The organism is Streptomyces sp. NBC_01363, from assembly GCF_026340595.1.
Lineage (GTDB): Bacteria > Actinomycetota > Actinomycetes > Streptomycetales > Streptomycetaceae > Streptomyces.
In genome coordinates this window covers 2,790,547-2,813,018 of sequence record NZ_JAPEPF010000001.1, presented here as the reverse complement: position 1 = coordinate 2,813,018, position 22,472 = coordinate 2,790,547, and the positions used below count along the sequence as shown (strand labels likewise).

The 22,472-nt window shown below is 71.4% G+C and carries 18 protein-coding genes, 3 tRNA genes and 2 pseudogenes; 14 read left to right on the top strand and 9 right to left on the bottom strand.

Going from position 1 to position 22,472, the window contains the following annotated elements; all coding sequences use genetic code 11:
- Positions 1 to 10: 10 nt before the first annotated feature.
- From OG611_RS13105 to OG611_RS13095, 3 genes are all read left to right on the top strand, one after another.
- Complete coding sequence (locus tag OG611_RS13105; RefSeq protein ID WP_266418845.1) at positions 11 to 352, top strand: hypothetical protein; 342 nt, start codon at positions 11 to 13, stop codon at positions 350 to 352.
- Positions 353 to 596: 244 nt separating this feature from the next.
- Entirely contained in the window at positions 597 to 1,310 is a 714-nt protein-coding gene (locus OG611_RS13100; RefSeq protein WP_266418843.1) for a hypothetical protein, read from the top strand.
- A tRNA-Lys gene (locus tag OG611_RS13095) sits at positions 1,301 to 1,374 on the top strand. Before OG611_RS13100 ends, OG611_RS13095 begins: the two co-directional genes overlap by 10 nt.
- A gap of 71 nt (positions 1,375 to 1,445) precedes the next feature.
- Here OG611_RS13095 and OG611_RS13090 read toward each other — a convergent pair.
- A complete protein-coding gene (locus OG611_RS13090; RefSeq protein WP_266418841.1) occupies positions 1,446 to 2,687 on the bottom strand; it encodes a M6 family metalloprotease domain-containing protein in 1,242 nt (413 codons plus the stop codon).
- A 382-nt stretch (positions 2,688 to 3,069) separates the two neighbouring features.
- On the opposite strand from OG611_RS13090, the gene OG611_RS13085 reads away from it, so the two are divergent.
- Complete coding sequence (locus OG611_RS13085) at positions 3,070 to 4,938, top strand: bifunctional diguanylate cyclase/phosphodiesterase (protein ID WP_266418839.1); 1,869 nt, start codon at positions 3,070 to 3,072, stop codon at positions 4,936 to 4,938.
- 28 nt (positions 4,939 to 4,966) lie between these two features.
- Here the strand turns inward: OG611_RS13085 and OG611_RS13080 are convergent, their stop codons facing one another.
- Both OG611_RS13080 and OG611_RS13075 read right to left on the bottom strand, forming a co-directional pair.
- Entirely contained in the window at positions 4,967 to 6,064 is a 1,098-nt protein-coding gene (locus OG611_RS13080) for an LLM class flavin-dependent oxidoreductase (RefSeq protein ID WP_266418838.1), read from the bottom strand.
- Positions 6,065 to 6,182: 118 nt separating this feature from the next.
- Entirely contained in the window at positions 6,183 to 6,977 is a 795-nt protein-coding gene (locus OG611_RS13075) for a decarboxylase (RefSeq protein WP_266425820.1), read from the bottom strand.
- A 185-nt stretch (positions 6,978 to 7,162) separates the two neighbouring features.
- On the opposite strand from OG611_RS13075, the gene OG611_RS13070 reads away from it, so the two are divergent.
- The 8 genes from OG611_RS13070 (at position 7,163) to OG611_RS13035 (ending at position 14,246) form a co-directional block, all read left to right on the top strand.
- Entirely contained in the window at positions 7,163 to 8,122 is a 960-nt protein-coding gene (locus OG611_RS13070; protein WP_266418836.1) for a D-2-hydroxyacid dehydrogenase, read from the top strand.
- A gap of 256 nt (positions 8,123 to 8,378) precedes the next feature.
- Positions 8,379 to 9,281: an ectoine/hydroxyectoine ABC transporter substrate-binding protein EhuB gene (ehuB, locus tag OG611_RS13065; RefSeq protein ID WP_266418834.1), complete on the top strand. Its 903-nt coding sequence runs from the start codon at positions 8,379 to 8,381 to the stop codon at positions 9,279 to 9,281.
- Positions 9,282 to 9,300: 19 nt separating this feature from the next.
- Positions 9,301 to 10,041 carry an ectoine/hydroxyectoine ABC transporter permease subunit EhuC gene (gene ehuC / locus OG611_RS13060; protein ID WP_266418832.1) on the top strand — a complete coding sequence of 247 codons (741 nt, stop codon included), beginning with the start codon at positions 9,301 to 9,303 and terminating at the stop codon, positions 10,039 to 10,041.
- Positions 10,038 to 10,679, top strand: coding sequence for an ectoine/hydroxyectoine ABC transporter permease subunit EhuD (gene ehuD, locus OG611_RS13055; protein ID WP_266418830.1), 642 nt, complete (start codon positions 10,038 to 10,040; stop codon positions 10,677 to 10,679). The genes ehuC and ehuD overlap by 4 nt, the downstream gene beginning before the upstream one ends.
- Positions 10,669 to 11,529, top strand: coding sequence for an ectoine/hydroxyectoine ABC transporter ATP-binding protein EhuA (gene ehuA / locus OG611_RS13050; protein ID WP_266418828.1), 861 nt, complete (start codon positions 10,669 to 10,671; stop codon positions 11,527 to 11,529). The genes ehuD and ehuA overlap by 11 nt, the downstream gene beginning before the upstream one ends.
- A gap of 166 nt (positions 11,530 to 11,695) precedes the next feature.
- Positions 11,696 to 12,454, top strand: coding sequence for an IclR family transcriptional regulator (locus OG611_RS13045; RefSeq protein ID WP_266418826.1), 759 nt, complete (start codon positions 11,696 to 11,698; stop codon positions 12,452 to 12,454).
- 63 nt (positions 12,455 to 12,517) lie between these two features.
- Positions 12,518 to 12,591: transfer RNA gene (locus tag OG611_RS13040), tRNA-Lys, on the top strand.
- A gap of 131 nt (positions 12,592 to 12,722) precedes the next feature.
- Entirely contained in the window at positions 12,723 to 14,246 is a 1,524-nt protein-coding gene (locus OG611_RS13035; protein WP_266418824.1) for an MFS transporter, read from the top strand.
- Here OG611_RS13035 and OG611_RS13030 read toward each other — a convergent pair.
- The 4 genes and pseudogenes from OG611_RS13030 to OG611_RS13015 form a co-directional block, all read right to left on the bottom strand.
- Entirely contained in the window at positions 14,243 to 15,994 is a 1,752-nt protein-coding gene (locus tag OG611_RS13030) for an AMP-binding protein (protein ID WP_266418822.1), read from the bottom strand. The two genes, OG611_RS13035 and OG611_RS13030, sit on opposite strands and share 4 nt — an antisense overlap.
- A gap of 26 nt (positions 15,995 to 16,020) precedes the next feature.
- On the bottom strand, positions 16,021 to 16,611 hold the full coding sequence (locus OG611_RS13025; RefSeq protein WP_266418820.1) for a lytic polysaccharide monooxygenase: 591 nt from the start codon (positions 16,609 to 16,611) through the stop codon (positions 16,021 to 16,023).
- A 159-nt stretch (positions 16,612 to 16,770) separates the two neighbouring features.
- A pseudogene (locus OG611_RS13020) lies at positions 16,771 to 18,117 on the bottom strand (SPFH domain-containing protein); the annotation flags it as partial.
- Between the two features lie 252 nt (positions 18,118 to 18,369).
- Complete coding sequence (locus OG611_RS13015; protein WP_266418816.1) at positions 18,370 to 19,704, bottom strand: peptidoglycan-binding protein; 1,335 nt, start codon at positions 19,702 to 19,704, stop codon at positions 18,370 to 18,372.
- Positions 19,705 to 19,888: 184 nt separating this feature from the next.
- On the opposite strand from OG611_RS13015, the gene OG611_RS13010 reads away from it, so the two are divergent.
- Together OG611_RS13010 and OG611_RS13005 are read left to right on the top strand one after the other, a co-directional pair.
- Positions 19,889 to 19,962: transfer RNA gene (locus OG611_RS13010), tRNA-Lys, on the top strand.
- 374 nt (positions 19,963 to 20,336) lie between these two features.
- A pseudogene (locus OG611_RS13005) lies at positions 20,337 to 20,698 on the top strand (galactose oxidase early set domain-containing protein); the annotation flags it as partial.
- A gap of 468 nt (positions 20,699 to 21,166) precedes the next feature.
- On the opposite strand, the gene OG611_RS13000 reads toward OG611_RS13005, so the two are convergent.
- Both OG611_RS13000 and OG611_RS12995 read right to left on the bottom strand, forming a co-directional pair.
- Positions 21,167 to 21,847, bottom strand: a complete 681-nt coding sequence (locus OG611_RS13000; protein WP_266418814.1) for a class F sortase — start codon at positions 21,845 to 21,847, stop codon at positions 21,167 to 21,169.
- A 1-nt stretch (position 21,848) separates the two neighbouring features.
- Positions 21,849 to 22,409 carry a hypothetical protein gene (locus tag OG611_RS12995; RefSeq protein ID WP_266418812.1) on the bottom strand — a complete coding sequence of 187 codons (561 nt, stop codon included), beginning with the start codon at positions 22,407 to 22,409 and terminating at the stop codon, positions 21,849 to 21,851.
- Positions 22,410 to 22,472: the final 63 nt, after the last annotated feature.

The window sequence follows — 22,472 nt, the reverse complement described above, 5'->3', positions numbered from 1 at the left end:
GCAACACCACATGGCACAACCCGAGCGGAACGGGCAGCAGCGGCTGCGCCCCGCGCCCCTGCTCTTCGAGCCGTCGGCGGCGGCCGCCGATCCTGAGCACTTCTTCGACCTGGAGTCGATGGACGACCCGAAGGAGTTGCTGTCCCGCGCCACCGAGCTGACCCTGGCGTTCCGTGCCGCGGCCGACCGCGCGGTCGAGTTCCAGGCCATCGCCGCCGCCCAGCTCGCCGATCCGCGCCGGTTCGACCGGCTCACGACCGCGGACATCGCGCAGCGCGCGCAGTGGACCGAGGACTATGCCAAGAAGATGGTCGAGTTCGGCCGGAGCCTGCTGGGCGGTGCCACGCCCTGAGGCCGTACCGGGCCGGCCGTCGCAGGCGGCCGGAGCACGGCCATCGGGCCGGTGACGCCCCTCCGCTGGGCAGGTGACCGGCCCCGGTCGGCACCCCGGGCGGGCCGCCCGTCCCGCCCGGTCCTGACTCCGGGTAGCACCACTGGCATATGCCCGAGCGCAAGATACTCCTCCCCACCCCGGCCTGTCCCGGTTTCCGGCAACTCTCGGAATCCGCTCGATCACTCCAGGTAGATATGTCGGCATGACCGCATGGCTGCCAGACAACTCGACCCTGCACCACGGCGACGCCCTCCACCACGGCGCCGATGTCTTCGCCGTTCTGCGGAATCAGGGCGCGAACCAGACGGCGCACGTCACGGCGGCCGGTGCCGCCTGGCTCGCCGGCGCCGCCGCGTATCCGCGCAGCACGCTGGCCCAGTGGGAGGCCCACCCCTCCTCGCCCGGGGTGCTGCCGTGCGGGTCGGCCTTCGACGTGGTGAACGTGCCCACTCTCTTCGGGCGCCGGATGCTGGAACACCTGTGGTCCGACGGTCCCGGCTCCGGGCCGGTGGCCACGCACCGCGGCCGGATGCTGCTGTTCGCCTCGCCCGGCACCGCCCAGCGGCTCCCCTCGCTGCTCGACTGGGAGGAGTGGGGCGGCGGGCCCGAACCGCGGGCCGCCATGGGCCCGAGAGGCCGGGACGGCGGCGACGGCGACGGCAAGGTCCCGCCGCTGCTCTGCCACGGCACCGGGGACGCGGTGACCGTACCGCCCCTGATCTGCACCTCCACCACCCCCGGCCCCCGTTGGCTGGTCGCCCCCGACACCCGCAGCCCCTGGCTGCCGGGCCCCGACGTGCTGCTCTGGGCCTGTGTGCGGGTGACCAGGTCGGCACCCTCGTCGGTGGCCAGGAATTCGATTTTTCCTCCCGCCGATCCGGGTGCTAATGTCTACGACGTCAGCAGGCGCCGCTAGCTCAGTTGGTTAGAGCAGCTGACTCTTAATCAGCGGGTCCGGGGTTCGAGTCCCTGGCGGCGCACAGACGGAAGAAGCCCCCTCGCGGAAGCGAGGGGGCTTCTTCGTGTTCGAGGAAGCCCGGAGAACCACCCTTTACGTTCCGGTGGTGACACGGACCGTCCAGGCACCCGACGGCGTCCGGTCGGCGACCTCGACCTTTGTGTGCCCGCCGGGGATGCTGTACGTCTCGCCGACCCGCAGCGGGGCGTCCGCGAGCGGCGCGTAGACCGAGCGGTCCCAGCAGGCGTCGGTGCGAGGGTGGGTGTCGATGACCTCGACCGGACCGCCGCCGGACGGGGTCTTGCTGCGCACCCGGTAGAGCAGGACACCTTCGGTGCAGGTCGCGCTGTCGTTGCCGGTGGCGCTGCGGGCCTCGATGGCCACGGCGCTGTCCTCGCCGGTCCTGATCACCGCGAGCCGGGTGCCGATGGAGGCCCCGGGCTCGGGCACGGCGGCCATCGGCTCCAGGGTGATGTCCCGGCTGCTCTGGACGCAGATCACCTGCCTGTGGTCCAGCCAGCCCAGCTTCCACTTGTGCCAGCCGAAGAAGTCCGGCGCGAGTCCGAACTGGCTGCCCATCACGTCCCAGTCGCCGACGTAGGTGTCCCAGTCGCCCTTGCCGTCGGACGGCCGGTGGTAGAGGTCCGGCAGGTCGAAGACGTGCCCGGTCTCGTGGGCCAGCACATTGCGGTCCGGCGGATGCTGTTCGAAGACGGTGACGACGCGGCGGATGGCCGTGCCGTCGGCGTGCAGCGGCTGTTCGAAGTTGACGACCTTGGTGGCGTCGGAGTCGACGCCCGGGGCGTCCGGGTCGGCGACCAGATAGACGATGTCGTACCGGGAGAAGTCCACCTTCGGATCGGCCGCGGCGACGGCGTCGCGCAGATAGCTGCTGCGCCGGTCGTTGTCCCAGTCGCGCCGTATGCCGTACTGGTCGGACGTCTTGGGCATCCGGATCCAGTGCCGCATCGGGTGCGGGCGCAGGGTGAACTTCCCGTACGAGGCGCGCTGGAAGAACCGGGTGGTGGCGGGGAAGTGGTCGGCGGCGAGCTCGCCGGGGGTCATGACGGGGGTGTGGTCCGGGAAGGAAAGGAAGATCATGACCGCGTCGAGGGGATGGTCGGGGCGGGGGTAGGCGCCGTTCCAGTCACTGACGCCGAGCGAGTGGTGCGCCTCGGTCCGGGGCAGGGCACAGGGGCCCGCCTCACCGGTGGCGGCCACTGCGGGCCCGGCGACGAGGGAGGTGGCAGCGAGCGCCAGAAGAGAGGTCACGGCGGCACCCACAGCGCGCAGGCTCGGCCACTCGACTCCCCCGGATCTGTGCTGACGCGGCACATCTACCTCCGGGTACGAGATGCGGTCACCCACCCACCCTGTGATGATTCAAGGCTTTCGTCCTGTTGAGCTGCCCCAGTCGAGTCAGCGGTCGACCGAGGCCCCGGCCCTCACAGACAGTCACAATCGATCATCGAGGCATTGCAGGAGAACATAATTACTCAGAAGTGATCGGTTGCGGGCAAAACGGAGCCGCGCGCGAATGGCCCATGTGGGGCGAACGCGGGGCGCGGAAGGGTCGGGCGCTGGAACGGCCGACGCACCAACCTCTATGCTTCACCAGGCTTTCCCGCGTGGTTTCCGCCTCCGACCCAGGCGCTCCACGCGGCGGGCCAGTCCGGCCACACCTGTTCAGGACAGAACTGCACGGCGGGAGCGAACGGTGAGCGGAACCTCCGAAGGCCCCGGGCCCGCGGCGGGCACACCCCGGTATTCCGCAGGACCGGCGGCCACGGATCGTCACACTCCGTGGCCGCCTGCCGGAGCCGAGTGCTCCGAGCCGCACGGCTACCGGGCCGCGTTCCTGGCCGCCACGCTCCCGATGGCCGTCGTCGATCGCGAGGGCCTGGTCGTCACCGCCAACGAGGCCCTCGGCGGCCTCCTCGGCCTCACCGCCGCGGGGCTGACCAACCAGTCCGCCGCCGATCTGCTCGACCTCGCGGCGGACGGCCGCACCTGGCACGCGTACCGCGAGGTGCTGCACGGGCGGCGCTCACGGTTCCGCTGCACCCATCGGCTCAAGCACCCCGACGGACGCGCGCTGTGGGCCGAGGTCACCGTCGTACCGATGCCCGAGCAGAAGGCCGGCGCGGGCGACGGTTCCGGGCCAGGCCGGGTGCTGCTCTCCGTCTCGGACATCAGCGACCGGCGCGAGCTGCAGAAGCGGCTGCGCCACCTCCAGATGCACGACCCGGTGACCCGGCTGCCCAACCGGACGCTGTTCTTCGAACGGCTCTCGGCCGTCCTGGAGACCTCGGCGTACGACGACAGCACCTCCGGGCACGGCCGGGTCGGGCTCTGCTACCTGGACCTGGACGGCTTCAAGGCCGTCAACGACACGATGGGGCACCGGATCGGCGACCGGCTGCTCGCCGCCGTCGCCGCACGGCTCACCGACTGCGCGGCCCAGGGCGGCCCGCACCGCTCCGGCGCCCATCTCGTGGCGCGCCTCGGCGGCGACGAGTTCGCGATCCTGGTCGAGGACTCGGCCGGTACGAAGCAGCTCACCGACCTGGCCCGCACGGTCCTCGCCGCACTGCAGCAGCCCTTCGACCTGGCCGGGCAGCGGATCTCCGTGTCCGCCTCGATCGGGGTGGTGGAACGGGCCGTGACCGGCACCTCGGCCACCGGTCTGATGCAGGCCGCCGACACCACGCTGTACTGGGCGAAGGCGGACGGCAAGGCCCGCTGGACGGTCTTCGACCCGGAGCGCAACGCCCACCGGATGACCCGGCAGACGCTCTCGTCCAATCTGCGGCCCGCCGTGGAGCGCGGCGAGTTCACCATCGAGTACCAGCCGCTGGTCGGCATGGCCGACGGAGTCGTGCGCGGGGTGGAGGCCCTGGTCCGCTGGAACCACCCCCAATTCGGCATGCTGTCGCCGAATCGGTTCGTCGCGATCGCCGAGGAGGACGGCTCGATCGTCCAGCTCGGCCGGTGGGTGCTGCAGTCCGCCTGCCGCCAGGCCCGGCGCTGGCAGCTGGAACACCCCACCGATCCGCCGCTGTTCATCAGCGTCAATGTCGCCGTGCGCCAGGTCTGGGACTCCGACCTGGTCACCGATGTCGCGGAGATCCTCGCCGAGACCGGCCTCGATCCCTCGCTGCTCCAGCTGGAGCTGACCGAGTCCGCGGTGATGGGCTCGGCCGGACAGCCCATCCAGGCACTCCAGTCGCTCAGCAACATGGGCGTGCGGATCGCCATCGACGACTTCGGCACCGGCTACTCCAACCTCGCCTATCTGAGCCGGCTGCCGGTCTCGGTGCTGAAGCTGGACGGCTCCTTCGTGCGCGGCTTCCGCTACGAAGGCGGCGCCCACCCGAGCCCGGCCGACGAGACGATCGTCGAGGCGATGGTGCAGCTGGCGCACCGGCTGGGCCTGACCGTCACCGCGGAGTGCGTGGAGACGGCCGGCCAGGCCGAGCGGCTGCGCAGGATCGGCTGCGACACCGGGCAGGGCTGGCTGTACTCCCGCGCGGTGGCCCCGGAGCGGATCGCCGAGCTGATCGGCACCCGCCCGATGCAGGGCTGACGCGGTCCGGCCGCCGAGGAAGCCGGGGTCAGGCCGTGGGCAGCCCGTACGCGTCCGCGATCAGCTCGTAACTGCGCAGCCTCGCCCCGCCGCCGTGGGCGTTGGCGGTGATCATGAGTTCGTCGGCGCCGGTGCGCTTGGCCAGGTCGTCGAGGCCGGTACGGACCTGGTCCGCCGTGCCGTGGACGATGTTGACGAGCCAGCTGTCGACGAACTCGCGCTCCATCGGGCTGAAGGCGTACGCCTCCGCCTCCTCGGGCGTCGGGACCAGACCGGGGCGACCGGTGCGCAGCCGGACCATGGACAGGGCGCCGGAGAGCACCTGGCGGCGGGCCTCGCGTTCGTCGTCGGCGGCCAGGGCGGAGACGCCGATCAGGGCGTACGGGGCGTCGAGCACCGCGGACGGCCGGAACGACTCCCGGTACAGGTCGAGCGCCGGAATCGTGTTCTGGGCCGAGAAGTGGTGGGCGAAGGCGAAGGGCAGGCCGAGCACACCGGCCAGCCGGGCGCTGAAGCCGGAGGAGCCCAGCAGCCAGACCGGCGGGCGGGCCGGCGACTGGACGCCGCCGTCGGCCGTGGCCTGGACCGGGCCGGGGACCGCGTGGATGCGGGCGTAGGGGTGGCCGTCGGGGAAGTCGTCGTCCAGGAACCGGGTCAGCTCGGCGAGCTGCTGCGGAAAGTCGTCGGCCCCCTCGTTCAGCCGGTCGGTGCGGCGCAGGGCGGCCGCCGTCGCGCCGTCGGTGCCGGGGGCGCGGCCGAGGCCGAGGTCGATGCGGCCGGGGGCCATGGCCTCCAGGGTGCCGAACTGTTCCGCGATGACGAGCGGTGCGTGGTTGGGCAGCATCACGCCGCCGGAGCCGAGCCTGATGCGCTCGGTGTGTGCGGCGAGGTGGGCCAGGATCACGGCCGGGGAGGAGGACGCGACGCCCGGCATGGAGTGGTGCTCGGCGACCCAGTAGCGGTGGAACCCGCGGCGCTCGGCGAGCTGTGCGATGTCCACGCTCGTGCGCAGCGCCTGGGTGGCGGTGCGGCCCTGCCCCACGGTCACCAGGTCCAGCACGGAAAGCGGAACGGCGGCCGTTCCCTCCGCCCTGCCACGGATCTCGTCGCCTCGAATCTCGTCCACGTCCTGGCCTCTCCGGTGATGCGCCTGCGTCCGGCTCGTATGTCCGGAATCGCATAACAGGAGGTTGTCTCCGTTTTATTCCCCGGCAGCTCCCCGTACGTCTCGGGCAAAGGCCGGGCTACTTTCCGGGCCACCCGCGCCTGCCGCTGTGCGCACGTTCCCGGCCCTCGCCCCAGGCGGCCACCGGGGCCGGCGGTGCCTCCCGGGCGGCGAAGAGCCTGCCCAGCCTCGGGGACCACGCGCGGCGGCCGGCCAGCCGCAGCCCCTCCCGGACGGTGACCTGGTTGCCGGTGAGGACCGGTTTGCCGAGGAGTTCCTCCAGTTCCGCCTCGTGCCCGGCGGTGTGCAGCGCCGTGTCGGGCAGCAGCACCGCGTCCGCCTCCGGCCGGTCGGCGGCCGCGGCGAGTTCCTTCACCCGGTCCAGGTCCCAGGCGGCGGCCTCGGTGGCCGATCCGAGCGAGGCGGCACGGGTGACGGCGACATCGATGCCCGCGGCGTGCAGGAAGTCGGCGAACAGGCCGGTGACGCGTTCGGAGTAGGTGGAGGCGACGGCGACCCGTTCGGCGCCCAGCTCCCGTACCGCGTGGGCGAAGCCGAAGGAGGTGCTGGAGGCGGGCACGCCGGCTGCTCGGGCCAGGGCGGCGGTCTGTTCATGGGCGCCCTCCCACCCGTACAGGAAGCTGCCGCCGCAGCTCGCCCACACGACGGACTCGGCACCGGCGCGCTGGAGCTCCTCCACCCCGGCGGCCAGGCGCTCGGGCGCGCCGGTCCGCATCAGCGCGTCGATCCCGTAGGCGTCCTCCTCGACGTCGGTGCGGCTCACCACCAGCCTGACGGCGTCCAGCAGGACCTCCATCCTCGGGAAGTCGTCCTCCGCGAAGTGGCCCGGGTAGAGAAATCCGACGGTCGTCATGTCCACAGGTCCGCCCTTCCTGTTCCGGTCCGGGGCGGGGAGCGTCACCCGCGCCCGCATGCCCCGCTCCCTCCAAGTATTCCCCCATATGTCGTGACTCCCACGGCGCCTTGTTGACGGGCACGGGCCCGGGTGCGAGCGTGGTCAATCCGCACCTCCCAGACGCAGCGGAGCGACCGCCTCTCATGTCAGAGCCCACCCTGCTCGTCCTGGACACCGACCCGTCGCCGCGTCTCGGCCGGCTGACCGGCCGGGCCCGGATCCGGTACACGGACGAGGCCGGTCTCGCCGCGCGGCTCCCGTCGGCCGATGTGCTGCTGGTGTGGGACTTCGCCTCCGACGCGGTACGGGCCGCCTGGCCCGGCGACGGCCCGCGCCCGGCCTGGGTGCACACGGCGAGCGCGGGCGTGGACCGGCTGCTCTGCCCGGAACTGACGGCCTCCGACACGGTGCTGACCAACGCCCGGGGCATCTTCGAGCGGCCGATCGCCGAATACGTGACCGGCCTGGTGCTGGCGTTCGCCAAGGACCTCCCCGGCACGCTGGAGCTCCAGCGGCGGCGGCAGTGGCGCCACCGCGAGAGCACCCGGCTCGCGGGCAGCCGCGCGGTGGTCGTCGGCGCGGGCCCGATCGGGCGGGAGATCACCAGGCTGCTGATCGCACTGGGGGTCCAGGTGGCCCTCGTGGGGCGCAGGGCGCGGCGCACCATCCACGGCGCCGAGGATCTGGACCGGCTGACCGCCCTGGCCGACTGGGTGATCTGCGCGGCTCCGCTGACCGAGTCGACCCGCGCCATGTTCGACGCCCGGTTCTTCGGGCTGATGCAGCCGTCGGCCCGCTTCATCAACGTGGGGCGCGGGCCGATGGTCGTCGAGGAGGATCTGGCCGAGGCACTGCGCAGGCGCTGGATCGCGGGCGCGGCGCTCGACGTGTTCGAGCAGGAACCACTGGGGCCGCAGAGCCCGCTCTGGGACGTACCGGATCTGATCGTTTCACCGCACATGAGCGGCGACACCGCGGGCTGGCGGGACCGGCTGAGCGAGCAGTTCGTGGCGATGTACGAACTCTGGGCGGCCGGGGAGCCCCTGCCGAACGTGGTGGACAAGCGGCGCGGTTACGTCCCCGTCCGGGAGCCGGGCGAGTGACCGGGGCCGGTCGGGGCCGATGGCCGACCCGGCCCTCCCGCCACCGGCCCCTGCCCATGACCGACCGTCATGGGCCGTTCCGCACAGGGGCGTACGCGCCGTGACCGGACATCGCCCCCACTCCCGCACGGAACACGGGAAGGTCACCGTCCGGACACCGTTCGATTACATGCGGCCCTCTCCTGCATAGACGTACGGGATCGGGCAGGCGCTCACCCTGTCCGGACTGTTCGACCGCTCCAGGAGATTGCGAACCATGGCTGACTTCCCGAACCTGTCCCGCCGGGGCTTTCTGAACCGATCGGCAGCCATGGGGGGCCTGCTCGTCGTTCCCGGTCTGCTCTCCGCGTGCAGCAAGACCGACGCCGGTTCCGCGGACGGCGCGGGGGCGCTCGACAAGCTCCGCAAGCAGGGCTTCGTCCGGGTCGCGTACGCCAATGAGGCCCCGTACGGCTATCTGGAGGGCAAGGAGCTCAAGGGCGAGGCGCCCACCCTGCACCGGGAGATCTTCAAGGCGCTCGGCGTCGACGAGCTGAAGCCGACGCTCTCCGAGTGGGACGGTCTGATCCCCGGACTCCAGGCGGGCAAGTACGACGTGGTCAGCGCCGGGATGGCGATCACGCCCGAGCGCTGCTCCAACGCCCTCTTCTCCGAGCCCGAGTTCATCTCCCCCACCGCTCTGATGGTGAAGAAGGGCAACCCGAAGAAGGTCACCGACCTGGCCTCCGCGAAGGCCGCCGGGATCACCGTCGGGGTGATGTCGGGCGCCGTCGAGGCCAAGTACGCCGAGGGGGCCGGCATCTCCGCGGACCGGATCAAGACACTGCTGAAGCCGCAGGACGGCGCCGACGCGCTCAAGAGCGGCCGGATCGACGCGTTCCTGCTCACCGGGATCTCGCTGCGCTGGCTGGCGAAGACGAACCCGGACACCGAGGTCACCGACGCCTTCCTGCCGGAGCTCGACGGCAAGAAGCAGTACAGCCCCGGCGGCGCCGTCTTCCGCAAGGGCAACGAGGACCTGCGGGACTCCTTCAACCGCGAGCTGAAGAAGATCGTCGCGGACAAGTCGCGCTACGTGGGCCTGCTCCAGGAGTACGGCTTCGGGGCCACCGAGCTTCCGCCGGCCACGTTGAAGACGGCCGATCTGTGCAAGGGCTGACGGGGACGGACCGCGCCGCATGAGTGATTTCTTCTCCGCCTTCCTCGACGATCTGCCGCAGTTGCGCTCCGGGTTGTGGGTGACCCTGGAGGCCACCGTCCTGGGCGCACTGGCCGCCCTGCTCCTGTCGTTCGTCCTCGGCCTGATGTCGATCAGCCGGCTGCTGGTGCTGCGCGGTGTGTCACGCGTGGTCGTGGAGTTCTTCCGCGGCACCTCGCTCTACATCCAGTTGTTCTGGCTCTACTACGCGATGCCGACGCTGACGGGGTACCAGCTGGACCCGCTGCTCTGCGGTGTCGTCGCCTTCGGCCTCAACTACGGCGCGTACGGCGCCGAGGTGGTGCGCGGGGCGATCGGCTCCGTGCCGCGCGGCCAGTACGAGGCGGCCGTCGCGCTGAACATGTCGCCGCTGCACCGGATGCGGAAGGTGATCCTCCCGCAGGCCTGGGTGCAGATGATCCCGTCCTTCACCAATCTGCTGATCCAGCTGCTGAAGTGCACCCCGCTGCTGTGGCTGATCTCCGCGGCCGACCTGATGACCGTGGTCCAGCAGCTGCGCGACCGCACCGGCGAGACGCTCACCGCGTACCTGACCCTGCTGGCCGTCTACTTCGTGCTGGCCTACGCGCTGACCCTGCTGATGAATCTGCTGGAGCGGAGCGCCAAGCGGCGGCTCGGGCTGCACACCGGCGCGGGTTCGCTGCTGCGCAGCCGCAGCGCCACCGGAGCCGTCGCCACGACGACGGGAGGTGCCCGGTGAACGGTTTCGACTGGGACGCCGTCCAAGACGCCCTGCCCCTGCTGCTCCGGGGTTTCGAGGTCACGCTGCTGGCGACCGTCCTCGGCACGCTCGTCGCCGCCGTCCTGGGGCTGGCCATCGCGGTCGCCGGACGGGCCCCGAGCAGGTTCGTGACGGTGCCGGTGCGGGTCGTGATGGAGTTCATCCGGTCCACCCCGCTGCTCGTCCAACTGGTCGGCGCCGCCGCCCTGTTCACCTCGGTGGAGCCGCTGACGATCGGCATCGTGGTGCTCGGCGTCCACTACGCCACGTACACCTCCGAGGTGTACCGCGCCGGGATCGACGGTGTGCCGAAAGGCCAGTGGGAGGCCTGCCGGGCGCTCTCGCTCACCCCACGGCGGACCTGGCAGGCCGTGATCCTGCCGCAGGCGGTGCGCAGTGTGCTGCCCGCCCTCGGCAACTACGCGATCTCGATGTTCAAGGAGACCCCGTTCCTCGCCGTGATCACGGTGCAGGAAATGGTCTTCGAGGCCCGCAAGTACGGCGCCGACCACTTCGCGTACACCGAGGTCTTCACGCTCGCCGGCCTGATCTTCCTGGTCGCGAGCTACCCCACCTCGCTCCTGATGAGAAAGCTGGAGAAGCGTCTTGGCCACTGAGCCCCTCCCCCTGCACAAGCCGGTGTCCGCGGCCCCCCGGGACGCCGTGCCGGCCGCCGTGCCCGAAGCCGCGCCGGAGACCGACCGACCGCTGGTCCGTTTCGACGACGTCGTGAAGCGGTACGGCGACCATGTCGTCCTCGACCGGCTGAACTTCTCGGTGCGGCGGGGCGAGCACATCACCCTGATCGGCCCCAGCGGTTCGGGCAAGACCACGATCCTGCGGCTGCTGATGACGCTGGAGAAGGTGAGCGACGGCGTGATCTGGGTGGACGGCAACCCGCTGTCCCACATCGCGGCGCCCGACGGATCGCTGAAGCCCGCGAGCGAGAAGCATCTGCGCGAGGCCCGGAAGAAGATCGGCATGGTCTTCCAGCAGTTCAACCTCTTCCCGAACATGAAGGTGCTGCAGAACATCACCGAGGCCCCGGTCAACGTGCTGGGCATGGACCGCGACGAGGCGGAGAGCCGGGCCCGGGAGCTGCTCGACCTGGTGGGGCTCTCGGGGAAGATCGACGCGCACCCGTCCCAGCTGTCCGGCGGTCAGCAGCAGCGGGTGGCCATCGCCCGCGCGCTGGCGATGCGGCCGGAGATCCTGCTGCTGGACGAGGTGACGTCGGCGCTCGACCCGGAGCTGGTGGCGGGCGTGCTGGACCTGCTGGGCGACATCGCCAGGAACACCGACATCACCATGCTCTGTGTGACCCACGAGATGAACTTCGCCCGGGACGTCTCGGAGACGGTACTGATGTTCGATGCGGGGCGGGTGATCGAATCCGGATCACCGGAAAAAATCTTCACCGATCCGGAGCACGAACGCACCCGCGAATTCCTCGACGCAGTGCTGTGACCTCGCCACTCGCCTCCTGGCAATGACGCTGGCATATGCCGGACGGATGCGCCCCAGCTCACGGAGCCGGGGCGCGCCGACGAGTCGCCAACAGCCGCCCCGGAAAGGGGCCTTGGCGGCTATCGTGAGGGCAGAGCTTGCGGTCACAACCTGGTAGGGGGAAACCGTGACGTTGAAGCCCGAACCGACCGCACCGTTCCATTCGGTGCAGTACGCCCTTCGCGTTCTCGAAACGGTCTCCAAGCACGGCAACGGCGTGACGGACACCCAGATCTCCCGGGAGACGGGACTGCCCATCGGGCATCTCCGCTCCCTGCTGCTGACACTGCGCCGCGAGGGCTACGTGGAGCAGGTCACCGACGGCGCGTACGTCATCGGCGCCTCGCTCCTGCTCCTCGGTTCCGGCCCCGCCCGCAGACAGGCGCTGGAGACCAAGCTCCAGCAGACACTGGCGCAGCTGCGCGATTCGGTCGGCGCGGCGGTCTACATCAGCCGGTACGTCGACGGCGAGATCCGCGTCACGCAGTACGCCGACGGCCCGCTCACCCCCGCGGTCAACGAGTGGGTGGACTTCCGGTCGGCCGCGCACGCCTCGGCGGTCGGCAAGTGCCTGCTGTCCCAGCTCGACCAGAACGGCCGCCGCGACCACATCTCCCGCCACAAGACGCCCCGGCTCACCTCGCGGACGATCACCAACGAGAAGGCGCTCTTCTCCAAGCTGGACAGCCAGCCGGCGACGGTCCCGGTGCTCGACATCCAGGAGTACGCGGTCGGCACGGTGTGCGCGGCGGTACCGCTGACGGCCGGGTCGTCGGCGGGCTGCCTGGCACTGTCGCTGCCGATCGAGGACGCGCACCGGCTGCACTCGGCGGCGGACACGCTGAACCGGCGGGCGGCGCCGGTCCTCCTCTCGCTGGCGCTCTAGGGTCCGCCCGGCAGGGGTGTCATCAGCACCCCTCGGGAGCAGGTATTATTTTCGAGTCAGCAGGCGCCGCTAGCTCAGTTGGTTAGAGCAGCTGACTCTTAATCAGCGGGTCCGGGGTTCGAGTCCCTGGCGGCGCACAGACAGCGCACTGGGCGGTTCACGTACACACGTGAACCGCCCAGTGCGTTTTTTGCTGCCCGGCGAGATGTACGAGCGTTTTACACACTCGTACTAGACAAGCGTTTTAAACACTCGTACATTTCCTGGCATGACGAACGCTACGAGCACCACCGCCGAGCGCGGCCACCTCGCCGGTCGCCGGGAATGGACCGCCTTCGTGGTCCTCCTGCTTCCCCTCCTCCTCGTCTCGATGGACATCTCCGTCCTCTTCTTCGCGATCCCGTCCATCGACCGGGACCTCGCCCCCAGCGCCACCCAGCAGCTCTGGATCTTCGATGTGTACGCCTTCGCCCTGGCCGGCCTGCTCATCACGATGGGCTCGCTCGGCGACCGGATCGGCCGTCGCAAGCTGCTGCTCCTGGGCGCGTTCGCGTTCAGTGCCGCGTCCGTCGCCGCCGCGTACGCCAACAGCACCGAGATGCTGATCGCGGCCCGCGCCCTGCTCGGGGTCGGCGGGGCGACGCTGATGCCGTCGACCATGGGGCTGGTACGGAACATGTTCCGCGACGAGCGCCAGCGCGGCCGGGCCGTGGGGATCTGGTCGGGGGCCATGGCGGGCGGAATCGCGCTCGGCTCGGTGCTCAGCGGGGTCATGCTGGAGCACTTCTGGTGGGGCTCGGTCTTTCTGATCAATGTGCCGGCGATGGTGCTGCTGCTGGTCCTGGTCCCGGTACTGGTCCCGGAGTTCAAGGACCCGAACCCCGGACGGTTCGACTTCCTGAGCGTGCCGCTGTCGATGGGGTCCGTGCTGCCGGTCATCTATGGCATCAAGGAGAGCGCCGCCCATGGGCTCGATGTTCGGAACGGGCTGATCGTCGCTGCCGGGCTGCTCGTCGGCTGGTTCTTCGTCCGCCGCCAGCGCGTCCGCGGTGACGCGATGATCAGCCGGGAACTGTTCCGCGACCGCGGCTTCTCGGTGGGCATCGGGCTGAACGCGCTGGCCGCGTTCGCGATGATGGGTTCCTCGTTCTTCACCACGCAGTATCTGCAGTCGGTGCTCGGCATGGGCACGATGGAGGCCGCGCTGTGGAGCCTGGCGCCGTCGCTCGCGGTGGGCGCCGCGGCCCCGACGGCCACGGCCGTCGCCCAGCGGACCGACCGCGCTCGGGTCATCTGCGCCGGTTTCGTCATCGCCGCCGTCGGCTTCGCCGTCCTCGCCCTGACCGGTACGGACTCGCTGTGGCTGCTGCTCGGCGGCTGTGCCGTGATGAGCTGCGGCATCGTCACCGTGATGGCGCTCGTGTCGGACCTGGCGCTGTCCACGGCCCCGCCGGAGAAGGCGAGTTCGGCGGCCTCGTTGCTGGAGACCGGTCAGGAGTTCGGCGGTGCGATGGGGATGGCCCTGCTGGGTGCGGTGGCCACCGCGATCTACACCGCGGACATGCCGGGCTCGGCTCCGGAGGTCGCCCGCAAGACCCTCGCCGGTGCGGTGGCCACGGGGGACGGTTCGCTGATCTCGGTCGGGCGGGAGGCCTTCGTGCACAGCATGCAGTACGCCTCGGTGGCCGGGGCCGCGCTGCTGCTGGCGGGCGCGGTGCTGGCCACGACGCTGCTGCGGAGGGCGGGGGCCGCGGGGGCGGACGCGCAGGGGGAGCCGGCCCTGACGAACTAGGGCGTGTCCACCCGCGTCGCCGCTGTGTCCTCGATCGCCGGACGGGCTTGAATTCCACGCCCGTCCGGCGCATTCGGCCCGTCCGGCGCTCGAGGACGGAATGCGGCACGCCCGTGTGCCTCGTACTCGCGCAGCAGGGCGCTCAGTTGCTCGTCGCCGAACGGCTCGTACCCGACGCCGGTCCCGTTCCACCACACGGGATCACCGCACCAGAATCCCTCCCGGCGCAGCCCCACGCGGTGCACCTTGTTCGTCGCCGTCACCGGCATCGACGGGACGATCCGTACGAAGGCGGGGGCCATCTTCGTGCCCAGGTCCGTCTGCGCCGCGAGGAACGCGGCGAAGGCGGTCGGGTCGAAGGCGGCCCCCGCCCGCATGGCGAGCGCCGCCATCACCTGGTCCCCGGCGACCGGGTCCGGCACCGCGTACACCGCCACGGCCGCCGCCTCCTCCCAGAGGGCCAGGATGTTCTCGATCATCGCGGCGGCCAGGTTCTCGCTGTCCACCCGCAGCCGGTCGTCGGTGCGGCCCGCGAAGTAGAGGAAGCCGTCGGCGTCGCGGAAGAAGAGGTCCCCGGTCCAGTACCAGCCGCCGCGCACCCGCTCGGCGTCCGCCGCCGCATTGCGCCAGTAGCCCTCGAAGGGCGTACGCCCCCGGTTGACCAGCTCCCCGATCGATTCGGCCCCGTTGGTCAGCCGGCCAGCCCCGTCGAAGACGGCCGTGGCCCGCTCCTCGCCGGTCTCCGGGTCCACGACCGCGAGATCGTCACAGGCCGACGCCTTGCCGATCGCCCGCTCCGGGGTGTCCCGGGTCCGCTGGATCGCCGCACCGCCCTCGGAGGAGCCGTAGCCCTCCACCAGCCGCACCCCGAACCGCTCCCGGAACCGGGCCGCGTCCACCGCACCGGCCTCGGTGCCGAAGCCCAGCCGGAGCGGGTGCTCACGGTCGTCCGGGCGCTCGGGGGTGGCCAACAGGTACTGCACGGCACGGCCGACATAGGTGAAGTACGTCGCCCCGTGCGCCCGCACGTCGTCGAGGAATCCGGAGGCCGAGAAGCGGCGGCGCAGTGCGACGGCGGCCCCGCCGGCCAGTGCGGGCGCCCAGTCGGCGATCACCGCGTTGCCGTGGAACATCGGCATGCAGATGTAGTGGACGTCCTCGCGCCGGACGCCGAAGTGGTCGACGAGCGACCGCCCCGCCGCCGCCAGCCGTCCCTGGGTGCAGATCGCGGCCTTGGGCGCGCCCGTCGATCCGGAGGTGAAGTAGAGCAGCATCCGGGTGCCGGGGCCGATGTCCGGCTGGACCGTGTCGCCCGGCTCGGCTCCGGCGTACGGGGCGAGGAGTTCGGCGTACGCGTCGGTGTCGGCGACCAGCATCCGGACACCCGGGAGGTCCAGGCCGTCGAGCAGCGGCAGGTGGGCGCGTTCGGTGACCAGGACCCGGCAGTCGGTGTGCAGGATGTCCCGGGCCAGTTCGGCGCCACGCCGGGTGGGGTTGATACCGGCCACGGCGGCCCCGGCCAGGGCCGCCGCGCTCAACCAGAGTGGGAATTCGGGGGTGTTGTCCAGCAGCACCCCGAGGTGCGGTTCGCCGTCCGCCGACAGCAGATCCGCCAGGAGCGCGGCCCGTGCGGCAGCGCCCGAGGCGACCTGGTGATGAGTGAGGACGGTGTCCCGATGCCTCAGTCCGGGCCGGTGGTCGCCCCATTGGCGCTGTACGAGCTCCGCTACGGTGCCTGCGCTCCTCATGGCGCCGCACGGTAACTGACTATGCGTCAGAACTGAACATCGGAGCAGGCGTAGAACGCGTTCGCCGTGTCAGCGATGTTCCAGACGCTCAGGATGATGTGCTTCCCGCTCTTCTGGGTGGGGATGGTGCCCTGCTGGGTCAGGGTCGCCGGGGGCTGCTTGCCGCCGTACGGCACCGTCATGAAGGGCTGCGGCTCCAGGTCCGCCCTGGTGAGCGGCTTGGTGGGGTCCCAGCCGTCCTTGGTGATGTAGTAGCGGAAGTCCGTCGTGGCGTGGCGCGCGGTGAACTGCCAGCGGAAGTTGAAGCCCTGGCCCGCGGTGACCTGGGTGGCGGGCCAGTTGCCGCCGCGCGGGTCGTCGAGCTGGGCGAACTCCCCGTGGCCGCCGGAGCAGATCTTGCCGTCGGCCGGACCTGCCGCCGGGAAGCCCTTCGGGCCCTCGACGCTCTGCGGCTCCCACTGGATGTTGCCGCAGCCCGTCACCGTGCCGTTGGCACAGAGCTTCTGACGGCTGATGGGGTTGTCGGTGTAGCCGTGGCTGCTGGCACTGCTCGTCGCGAACATCGAGACGCCCGCGATTGCCAGGCCGACCACGGCCGCGCTTGCCCTTTTACGCATTGCTGTCGCTCCTCAAGAACGTGGGGGAGGTTCCATGAGTTGTGCTGCGCGCGCGCCCTGCGGTCTAGACCAAGACTTAGATTATTGACGGGATATGAACATGTCCAGACCAATGGGAGTCCGATTCCGCTCAGCCGGCTCAGCGGCCCCGCGGGACCCTCAGGCACCCTCCCCGCCGCTGCGTCCGGTGTAGAAGGCCACCGTCAAGTCCTTGACCAGGGACTTCCGTTCGTAATCGTCCAGCTCCACGATGCCCCGGGCGGTCAGCCGGTTGACCGTGTCGTCGACCGCGTCGACCACCGAAGTCAAGACGCTGTCGCGGTGCTTGGCATCGATGGCCGCGATCCGGCGTCGCTGCATCGCCGCGGCGACCTCCGGCGCGTACTCGATTCCGGTCGGCTGCGCCGAGTACACCTCGATGCCGACGGGCTCGCAGTCCGCCTTCAGCATCCGGGTCAGGGCGTCGCCGACCGCCTCGGCGTTGCGCAGGGTGTGCGCGTCCTCGTGGAAGGCGTCGGCGGGCAGCTGCGAGAGGACCCGGGCCATCGCCGCCTCGACCTGCTCGCGCAGATACGCCTCGTGGTCGGCGACCCCGAGCGCCGCCCGCACCGTGTCCTTGATCCGCCACACCACGAGGACGACGACGCGCAGCGCCGTACCGTTGGCGTCCACGGCGGGGAGCGGTTCGCTGCGCCAGTGCCGCAGGCGTACGTCGACCCGGCGGCGCAGCAGCAGGGGGCTGATCCACATCAGCCCGGTCCGCCGCACGCTCCCCCGGTACTCGCCGAACAGCGTCAGCACCCAGGCGTACCCCACGCGTCCGCGGCTCAGGCCGCCGAGCGCGAAGAGCACCACCGACCCCAGCGCGGCGAGCGCCGCCCAGGCACCGATTCCGATCCCGTCGTACGGGCGCGAGCCGATCCCGAACCGGGCGAGCGCGGCGGCGGGCAGCGCGCCGACCCACCAGAGCACGGCGCCACCGGTGGTGGCCCCGGCCAGCCCGGCGAGCAGCGCGAGCCAGCCGGGGAGCGCGGGCCCCGGCCGCTCGGCGAGCCGTGGATCACCGACCGGCGCCGGGCGCGTCGAGGGCCGCACCTGCGGCCCCCTCGGCACGGGCGGCCGCCGCACCCCCGCCTGCGGCTGCTCGTCATCGGCTTCCCGCCGCACGACACCGGCGGGGAGCGCGGCCGCGTCGACACGGGCGGCGTCCTCGCGGAAGAGCAGGTGCACGGGGATGGTCGCGGTCCGCTCATTGGCGATGACCGCGTGGTGCCGCCCGGTCCCCCACAGCGATTCACCGGACTGCTCGGCCCCGTCGCCGCCGGAGACGGGGAGGGAGTCGAAGACGGTGTCGGGGACCGTGCGGATCCGGGTCGAGGACGGGACGGGTGCGATGCCCGGCACCGCGGCCGGGACCGACACCGAGGCGGAGGTCGCGCCGAGCGCGGCATCCATGTCCTCGCCCGGGACCAGATCCAGCACGAGGTCGACCACGGAGTCCGGACCGGCGGCCGGCTCGGACCCCGGTCCCGGAACGGGACCCAGCCCCCCCGCCGGCACCCGCGGCCCTCGCCGAATCCGTCGCTCCGGCGGGCCCGTCCGGGCCGCCGTCCGCCCGCTCGGGCGGCGCCACCCGGTCCGGGCCGCACACCCGGACCGGCTCCGGCCCCCGCGCCCCCTTCCCTGGCCTTCCGTCCTCCGAGGTTCCGGAGCTGTCCGACACCGTGGATCGCATACCCGCCTCCGTCATGTCCGTCGTCACCCGAAGAGTCGCCGCCAGGTCTCCGGACCGGGGTAGCCGTCGGCCGCTCCGCCCCGCCAGCCCTGCGCCCGTTGGAAGGCCTCGACGTTGCGCCGGTCCGCCTCGGTCCACCGAGGGCCGGGGCCCGACATGTAGTACTTGCCGAATCCCTTCTTCACCAACTGCTTGCCGATCCTGTCGACATGGCTGTTGGACTGTCCGGGCCGGAAATAGCCCCGCCCGGGGAACTTCGAATCCGGGTTCGAGTCGCCGTGGCCGGCTCCCGTTCCGCTGCCGGTTCCGGCGGCGGGGATGTCCCGGCCGGTTCCGTTGGCCAGGAGCCGCCAGGTGTCGGGGCCGGGGATGCCGTCCGCCTCCTTGCCCCGCCAGCCCTGGGCCTGCTGGAACGCCCGGGTCGCGCGCCGGTCGGCGTCGCCCCAGCCCGGCCCGGGGCCGACCGTGTAGAAGCGCTTGCCGCCCCGTTCCACGAGCATCCGGCCGAGCTGGGTGACGTACTTGTTGCTGGCACCGGGACCGAACTTCCCGGCCCCCGGGAACCCCGTCACCGACGAACCGCTGCCGGCGCTTCCGCCGCTGAGGCCCTTGTAGCGGTACGCGACGTAGTTGCCGGAGTTGGTCCAGTACGCCATGGGCGTCGTCTTCTTGCGGGTGTGCGGCTTCGTCTGCTCGTACGCCGTGTAGTGGGTGTGCGTGTAGTCGGTCCAGCCGCCGAAGATCGTGACGTGCGAGCCCTTCGAGGGATTGGCCGGGTTGTGGAAGAGCAGGATGTCGCCGGGCTGCAGCTCCTCCCGCGCGATCCGCTTCCCGAACGCGGCGAGGCTGCCGGTCCACTCGTTGCCGGGCAGGTCCCAGGCCATCGACACGAATCCCGAGCAGTCCTGCCGGTAGCCGTCGTTCCAGTACTTGAGCATGCTGTACGGAACTTCCGCGGACACCCACTTCTTCGCGCGGTTGATGATGTCGGCCCGACTGCTCTTGCGCAGCTTGGGCGTGGTCGTCGTGGACGAGGGCGGTCCCGAGGCGCCGCCGCCGCTCAGCGGTCCGGGCCCGCCCTGCGGGCTGTCCCCGTCCGGGTCCGTCCGGACGGCTCCGGCCGCCTCCGCCGCCCGGTCGCCCGTCGTGCCCGTCGCGCTCGCCGCCTCGGCGACGCCGGAGCTCAGCACCACTCCGGCCGCGGTGGCCAGCACCAGGGCGCGGCGTGCACCATGCGCGGCCGGATGACCTCCGTACCGCACGGGCAGTGCACTGGCGGCGGTCCGCCGCTGCGCGGCGCACCCCGCACAGGTGCAGTCGATGGCGGGCACGTACTCCTCGAAAGCCGGCACAGTCATGCGATTCCCCTCCGCACTCGTCAAGATCTTTGGGCGCATCTGCACGGGCGCCAGTGTCTCAACTCTCCTGACATATCGCATTTTGACGGACAGAAGAGAAAAAACGACCATCCGACAGGCCGCGATGGACGGTAAATGGTCAGGAGCACCCCCCGCCTTCGGGTAGAGTTCTCCAGGTCAGCAGGCGCCGCTAGCTCAGTTGGTTAGAGCAGCTGACTCTTAATCAGCGGGTCCGGGGTTCGAGTCCCTGGCGGCGCACGCAGAGTCAAAGCCCCCTCACCGCGCGCGAGGGGGCTTTGCTCGTTCATGAACCTCCCACGCCGTAGCCTCGCGCACCGAAGCCTCGCGCCGGGCCTCCACCCCGCGACGCCCTCCACGGCGCCACCTTGAACCACTGCCCACACGGGCGGCGCACAGTCATCGCACAACTGCCGCACAGTCACCATGCGGTCACTCAGCGGCGCAAAGGGCGTCCCCATACGCCCCCGTGCGCCCCCTCCGCAAGGTCGCCACACATCGTACGTACGACTGGCAACCCACTCTCTCCGTCCCCGGTCGGGACCGGGGACGGACAACCTGTCCAGTGGTCATCGGCTCCAACCAGGCCGATGAGCCGCGCAGTTGGGGAGCCGTTGCCGGACGGCCGTGTCATGATCGTCGACTCGGACCCGCTCTGCGCGGACCAGGCGAACACCCGGCCGGGCGTCTTCGAGCAGCGCATCGAGATCTACACCCCGCCCTGTCCGTACCGGAGTTCACAGCCTGTGCTGACGGCGGGGCCGAAGAGCATCCGGCGCGGTGGTACGGGCAGTTTCACGACGGCGCGGAGGACGGCGATCACCTCGGCGAAGCTGATCCGGCCCAGTGCGGTCACCCATGTCACGGACGCCGACCAGCGATCGGTGGCACTGGGGCTGGAGCGGACAGCGGGCGGGCGGGCGGGATCACGGTCACGGTGCCGGGCAACCGGGCGCCGGTGCCGTCGGGTTGGTACACCAGCAGCGCTTCCCGGCCCGCTTTCCGGGCCGTCTCCGTGAAGCCCCTCACCTGGGCCTCGGGGGTGTCCGGGCCGATCCCTTGGCCGACCGGCTGCCGGGCGATCTTCCGGATCAGGACGGCGCTCCTCGCGTCGCCGTCGCGGGTGTACGCGGCGACCTGCCTGGCCGCGTTGCCGTCCGGGTCGACCCAGTACGGGTTGCCGGCCGCGTCCCTGTCGCCGTCGCCGGGGCGCGGGTCGGGACCGGAGCTCGGGCCGGAAGTGCATCCCGCGAGGAGCAGCACCGCCCCCGCCGCGGCCACCACGACCGACCGCCCCGTGCCTGTCCGCCCTGTACCCGTCCGCGCCGTGCCCGTCGGCCCCGTAACCGTCCGAACCCTCAGCCGGCCGTCGTGAAGTGCCGTACGTCCGCTCCCTCTCGGTGCGGGCGTCGGTGCGCTGCCGCATCCGTTCCGTCCTGACAGCTCAGGCGTGGTGACCTGCGGGCTTCTCGCCGGTCAGGTAGGCGGAGACGACCACATTCGCGTCGTACGAATGCGATGGTCGGTCGTAGGTGCCGCCGCAGGTGATCAGGCGGAGCTCCGCCCGCCCGTCCTTGCGCGGGCCGTATGCCTTGTCGGCGTCGAAGCGCGCCCGGGTGAAGACCTGGACGTCGTCGATGGTGAATTCGGCGACGGTGCCGTCCGCGCGGGTGATCTCGACCTTGGCACCGGGGCGGGCCGCGCTCAGCCCGTAGAAGACGGCCTGTCTGGTCTCGGTGTCGACATGGCCGACGAAGAGGGCCGGCCCCTTCGCTCCGGGCTTGGTGCCGTCGCCGTACCAGCCGACGGTCTGCGGCGTGTCGAACGAGGGCGGTTCGATCGCCCCGTCCTTGTCCAGGCCGCGGGCGACCACAGGTGCCTCGACGCCGATCGACGGGATCTCGACCCGCTCCGGCACGGCACCCGCGATCGGGGCGTGCGGCGGGGGCAGCGGTACGCCGAGGGGGCGCCCCACCGCGGCGACATCGCCGGTGGTCGGGGCGGAGCTGGCGCCGGAGCCGTCGGTGATGCCGCGGCCCCAGAGCCACAGGCCCAGCAGCAGGACGGCCCAGACCACTCCGGCGAGCAGCCTGCCGTGATCCGCGGGGCGGTCCGGGGCGGACATGTCAGTCCGTGGCCGGCCGGCGGCGGCGCGCGCTGCGGAACGCGACGGCGACCGCCGCGACGGCTGCCAGGACCAGTCCGATCACCGCGTGCACGGTGCCGGGGCCTTCCTGCCGGGCGTCCCGGCCGGCGAACAGGGCGGTGCCGCCGCCGCCCGCGGCGACCGGGGCGAGCGGGGTGGCCCGGCCGCGGTCCACGACGGTGACCGTGCCGGTGGCCCCGGCGCCCTTGTCGTCCTTGCAGTCGACCCGGATGTCGTGGTCGCCCGGGGAGGCGTCCGAGCTGATCCGGGCCTCGGCGAAGAGGCCCCCGTCCGCGGCGGGCGAGAAGCGCGCCTCGGAGACGAAGACATCGGATCGGCCCGTGGCCTCGCGGCCCTTGCAGCCCTCCAGCCGCAGATCCACCTCGCCGCCCGGCACGGTGGAGGACGGGGTGGCCGTCAGTGAGGCGCGGTCCTTCTCCTGGGCGGAGCCGGATCCGGAGTCGGCCAGTGCGGCGGAAGCCGGCACCAGGGTCGCCGCGACGACCGCGGCGGCACAGAACGTGAGGTGTGTGGAACGCATCGTGAACCTCCTCAGTGCAGGTTCACGCCTCCGGAGGGTTTTCGCATCCGCAGGAGCGCGGGG

Excerpts from the sequence above, each read along its gene's own strand:
- ehuB (WP_266418834.1), top strand. The coding sequence starts at position 8,379 with ATGGCTGACTTCCCGAACCTGTCCCGCCGGGGCTTTCTGAACCGATCG.
- OG611_RS13070 (WP_266418836.1), top strand. The coding sequence starts at position 7,163 with ATGTCAGAGCCCACCCTGCTCGTCCTGGACACCGACCCGTCGCCGCGT.
- OG611_RS13100 (WP_266418843.1), top strand. The coding sequence starts at position 597 with ATGACCGCATGGCTGCCAGACAACTCGACCCTGCACCACGGCGACGCC.
- OG611_RS13025 (WP_266418820.1), bottom strand. The coding sequence starts at position 16,611 with ATGCGTAAAAGGGCAAGCGCGGCCGTGGTCGGCCTGGCAATCGCGGGC.
- OG611_RS13030 (WP_266418822.1), bottom strand. The coding sequence starts at position 15,994 with ATGAGGAGCGCAGGCACCGTAGCGGAGCTCGTACAGCGCCAATGGGGC.
- OG611_RS13000 (WP_266418814.1), bottom strand. The coding sequence starts at position 21,847 with ATGTCCGCCCCGGACCGCCCCGCGGATCACGGCAGGCTGCTCGCCGGA.
- OG611_RS13075 (WP_266425820.1), bottom strand. The coding sequence starts at position 6,977 with ATGACGACCGTCGGATTTCTCTACCCGGGCCACTTCGCGGAGGACGAC.
- OG611_RS13015 (WP_266418816.1), bottom strand. The coding sequence starts at position 19,704 with ATGACTGTGCCGGCTTTCGAGGAGTACGTGCCCGCCATCGACTGCACC.
- OG611_RS13105 (WP_266418845.1), top strand. The coding sequence starts at position 11 with ATGGCACAACCCGAGCGGAACGGGCAGCAGCGGCTGCGCCCCGCGCCC.
- OG611_RS12995 (WP_266418812.1), bottom strand. The coding sequence starts at position 22,409 with ATGCGTTCCACACACCTCACGTTCTGTGCCGCCGCGGTCGTCGCGGCG.
- ehuC (WP_266418832.1), top strand. The coding sequence starts at position 9,301 with ATGAGTGATTTCTTCTCCGCCTTCCTCGACGATCTGCCGCAGTTGCGC.
- OG611_RS13035 (WP_266418824.1), top strand. The coding sequence starts at position 12,723 with ATGACGAACGCTACGAGCACCACCGCCGAGCGCGGCCACCTCGCCGGT.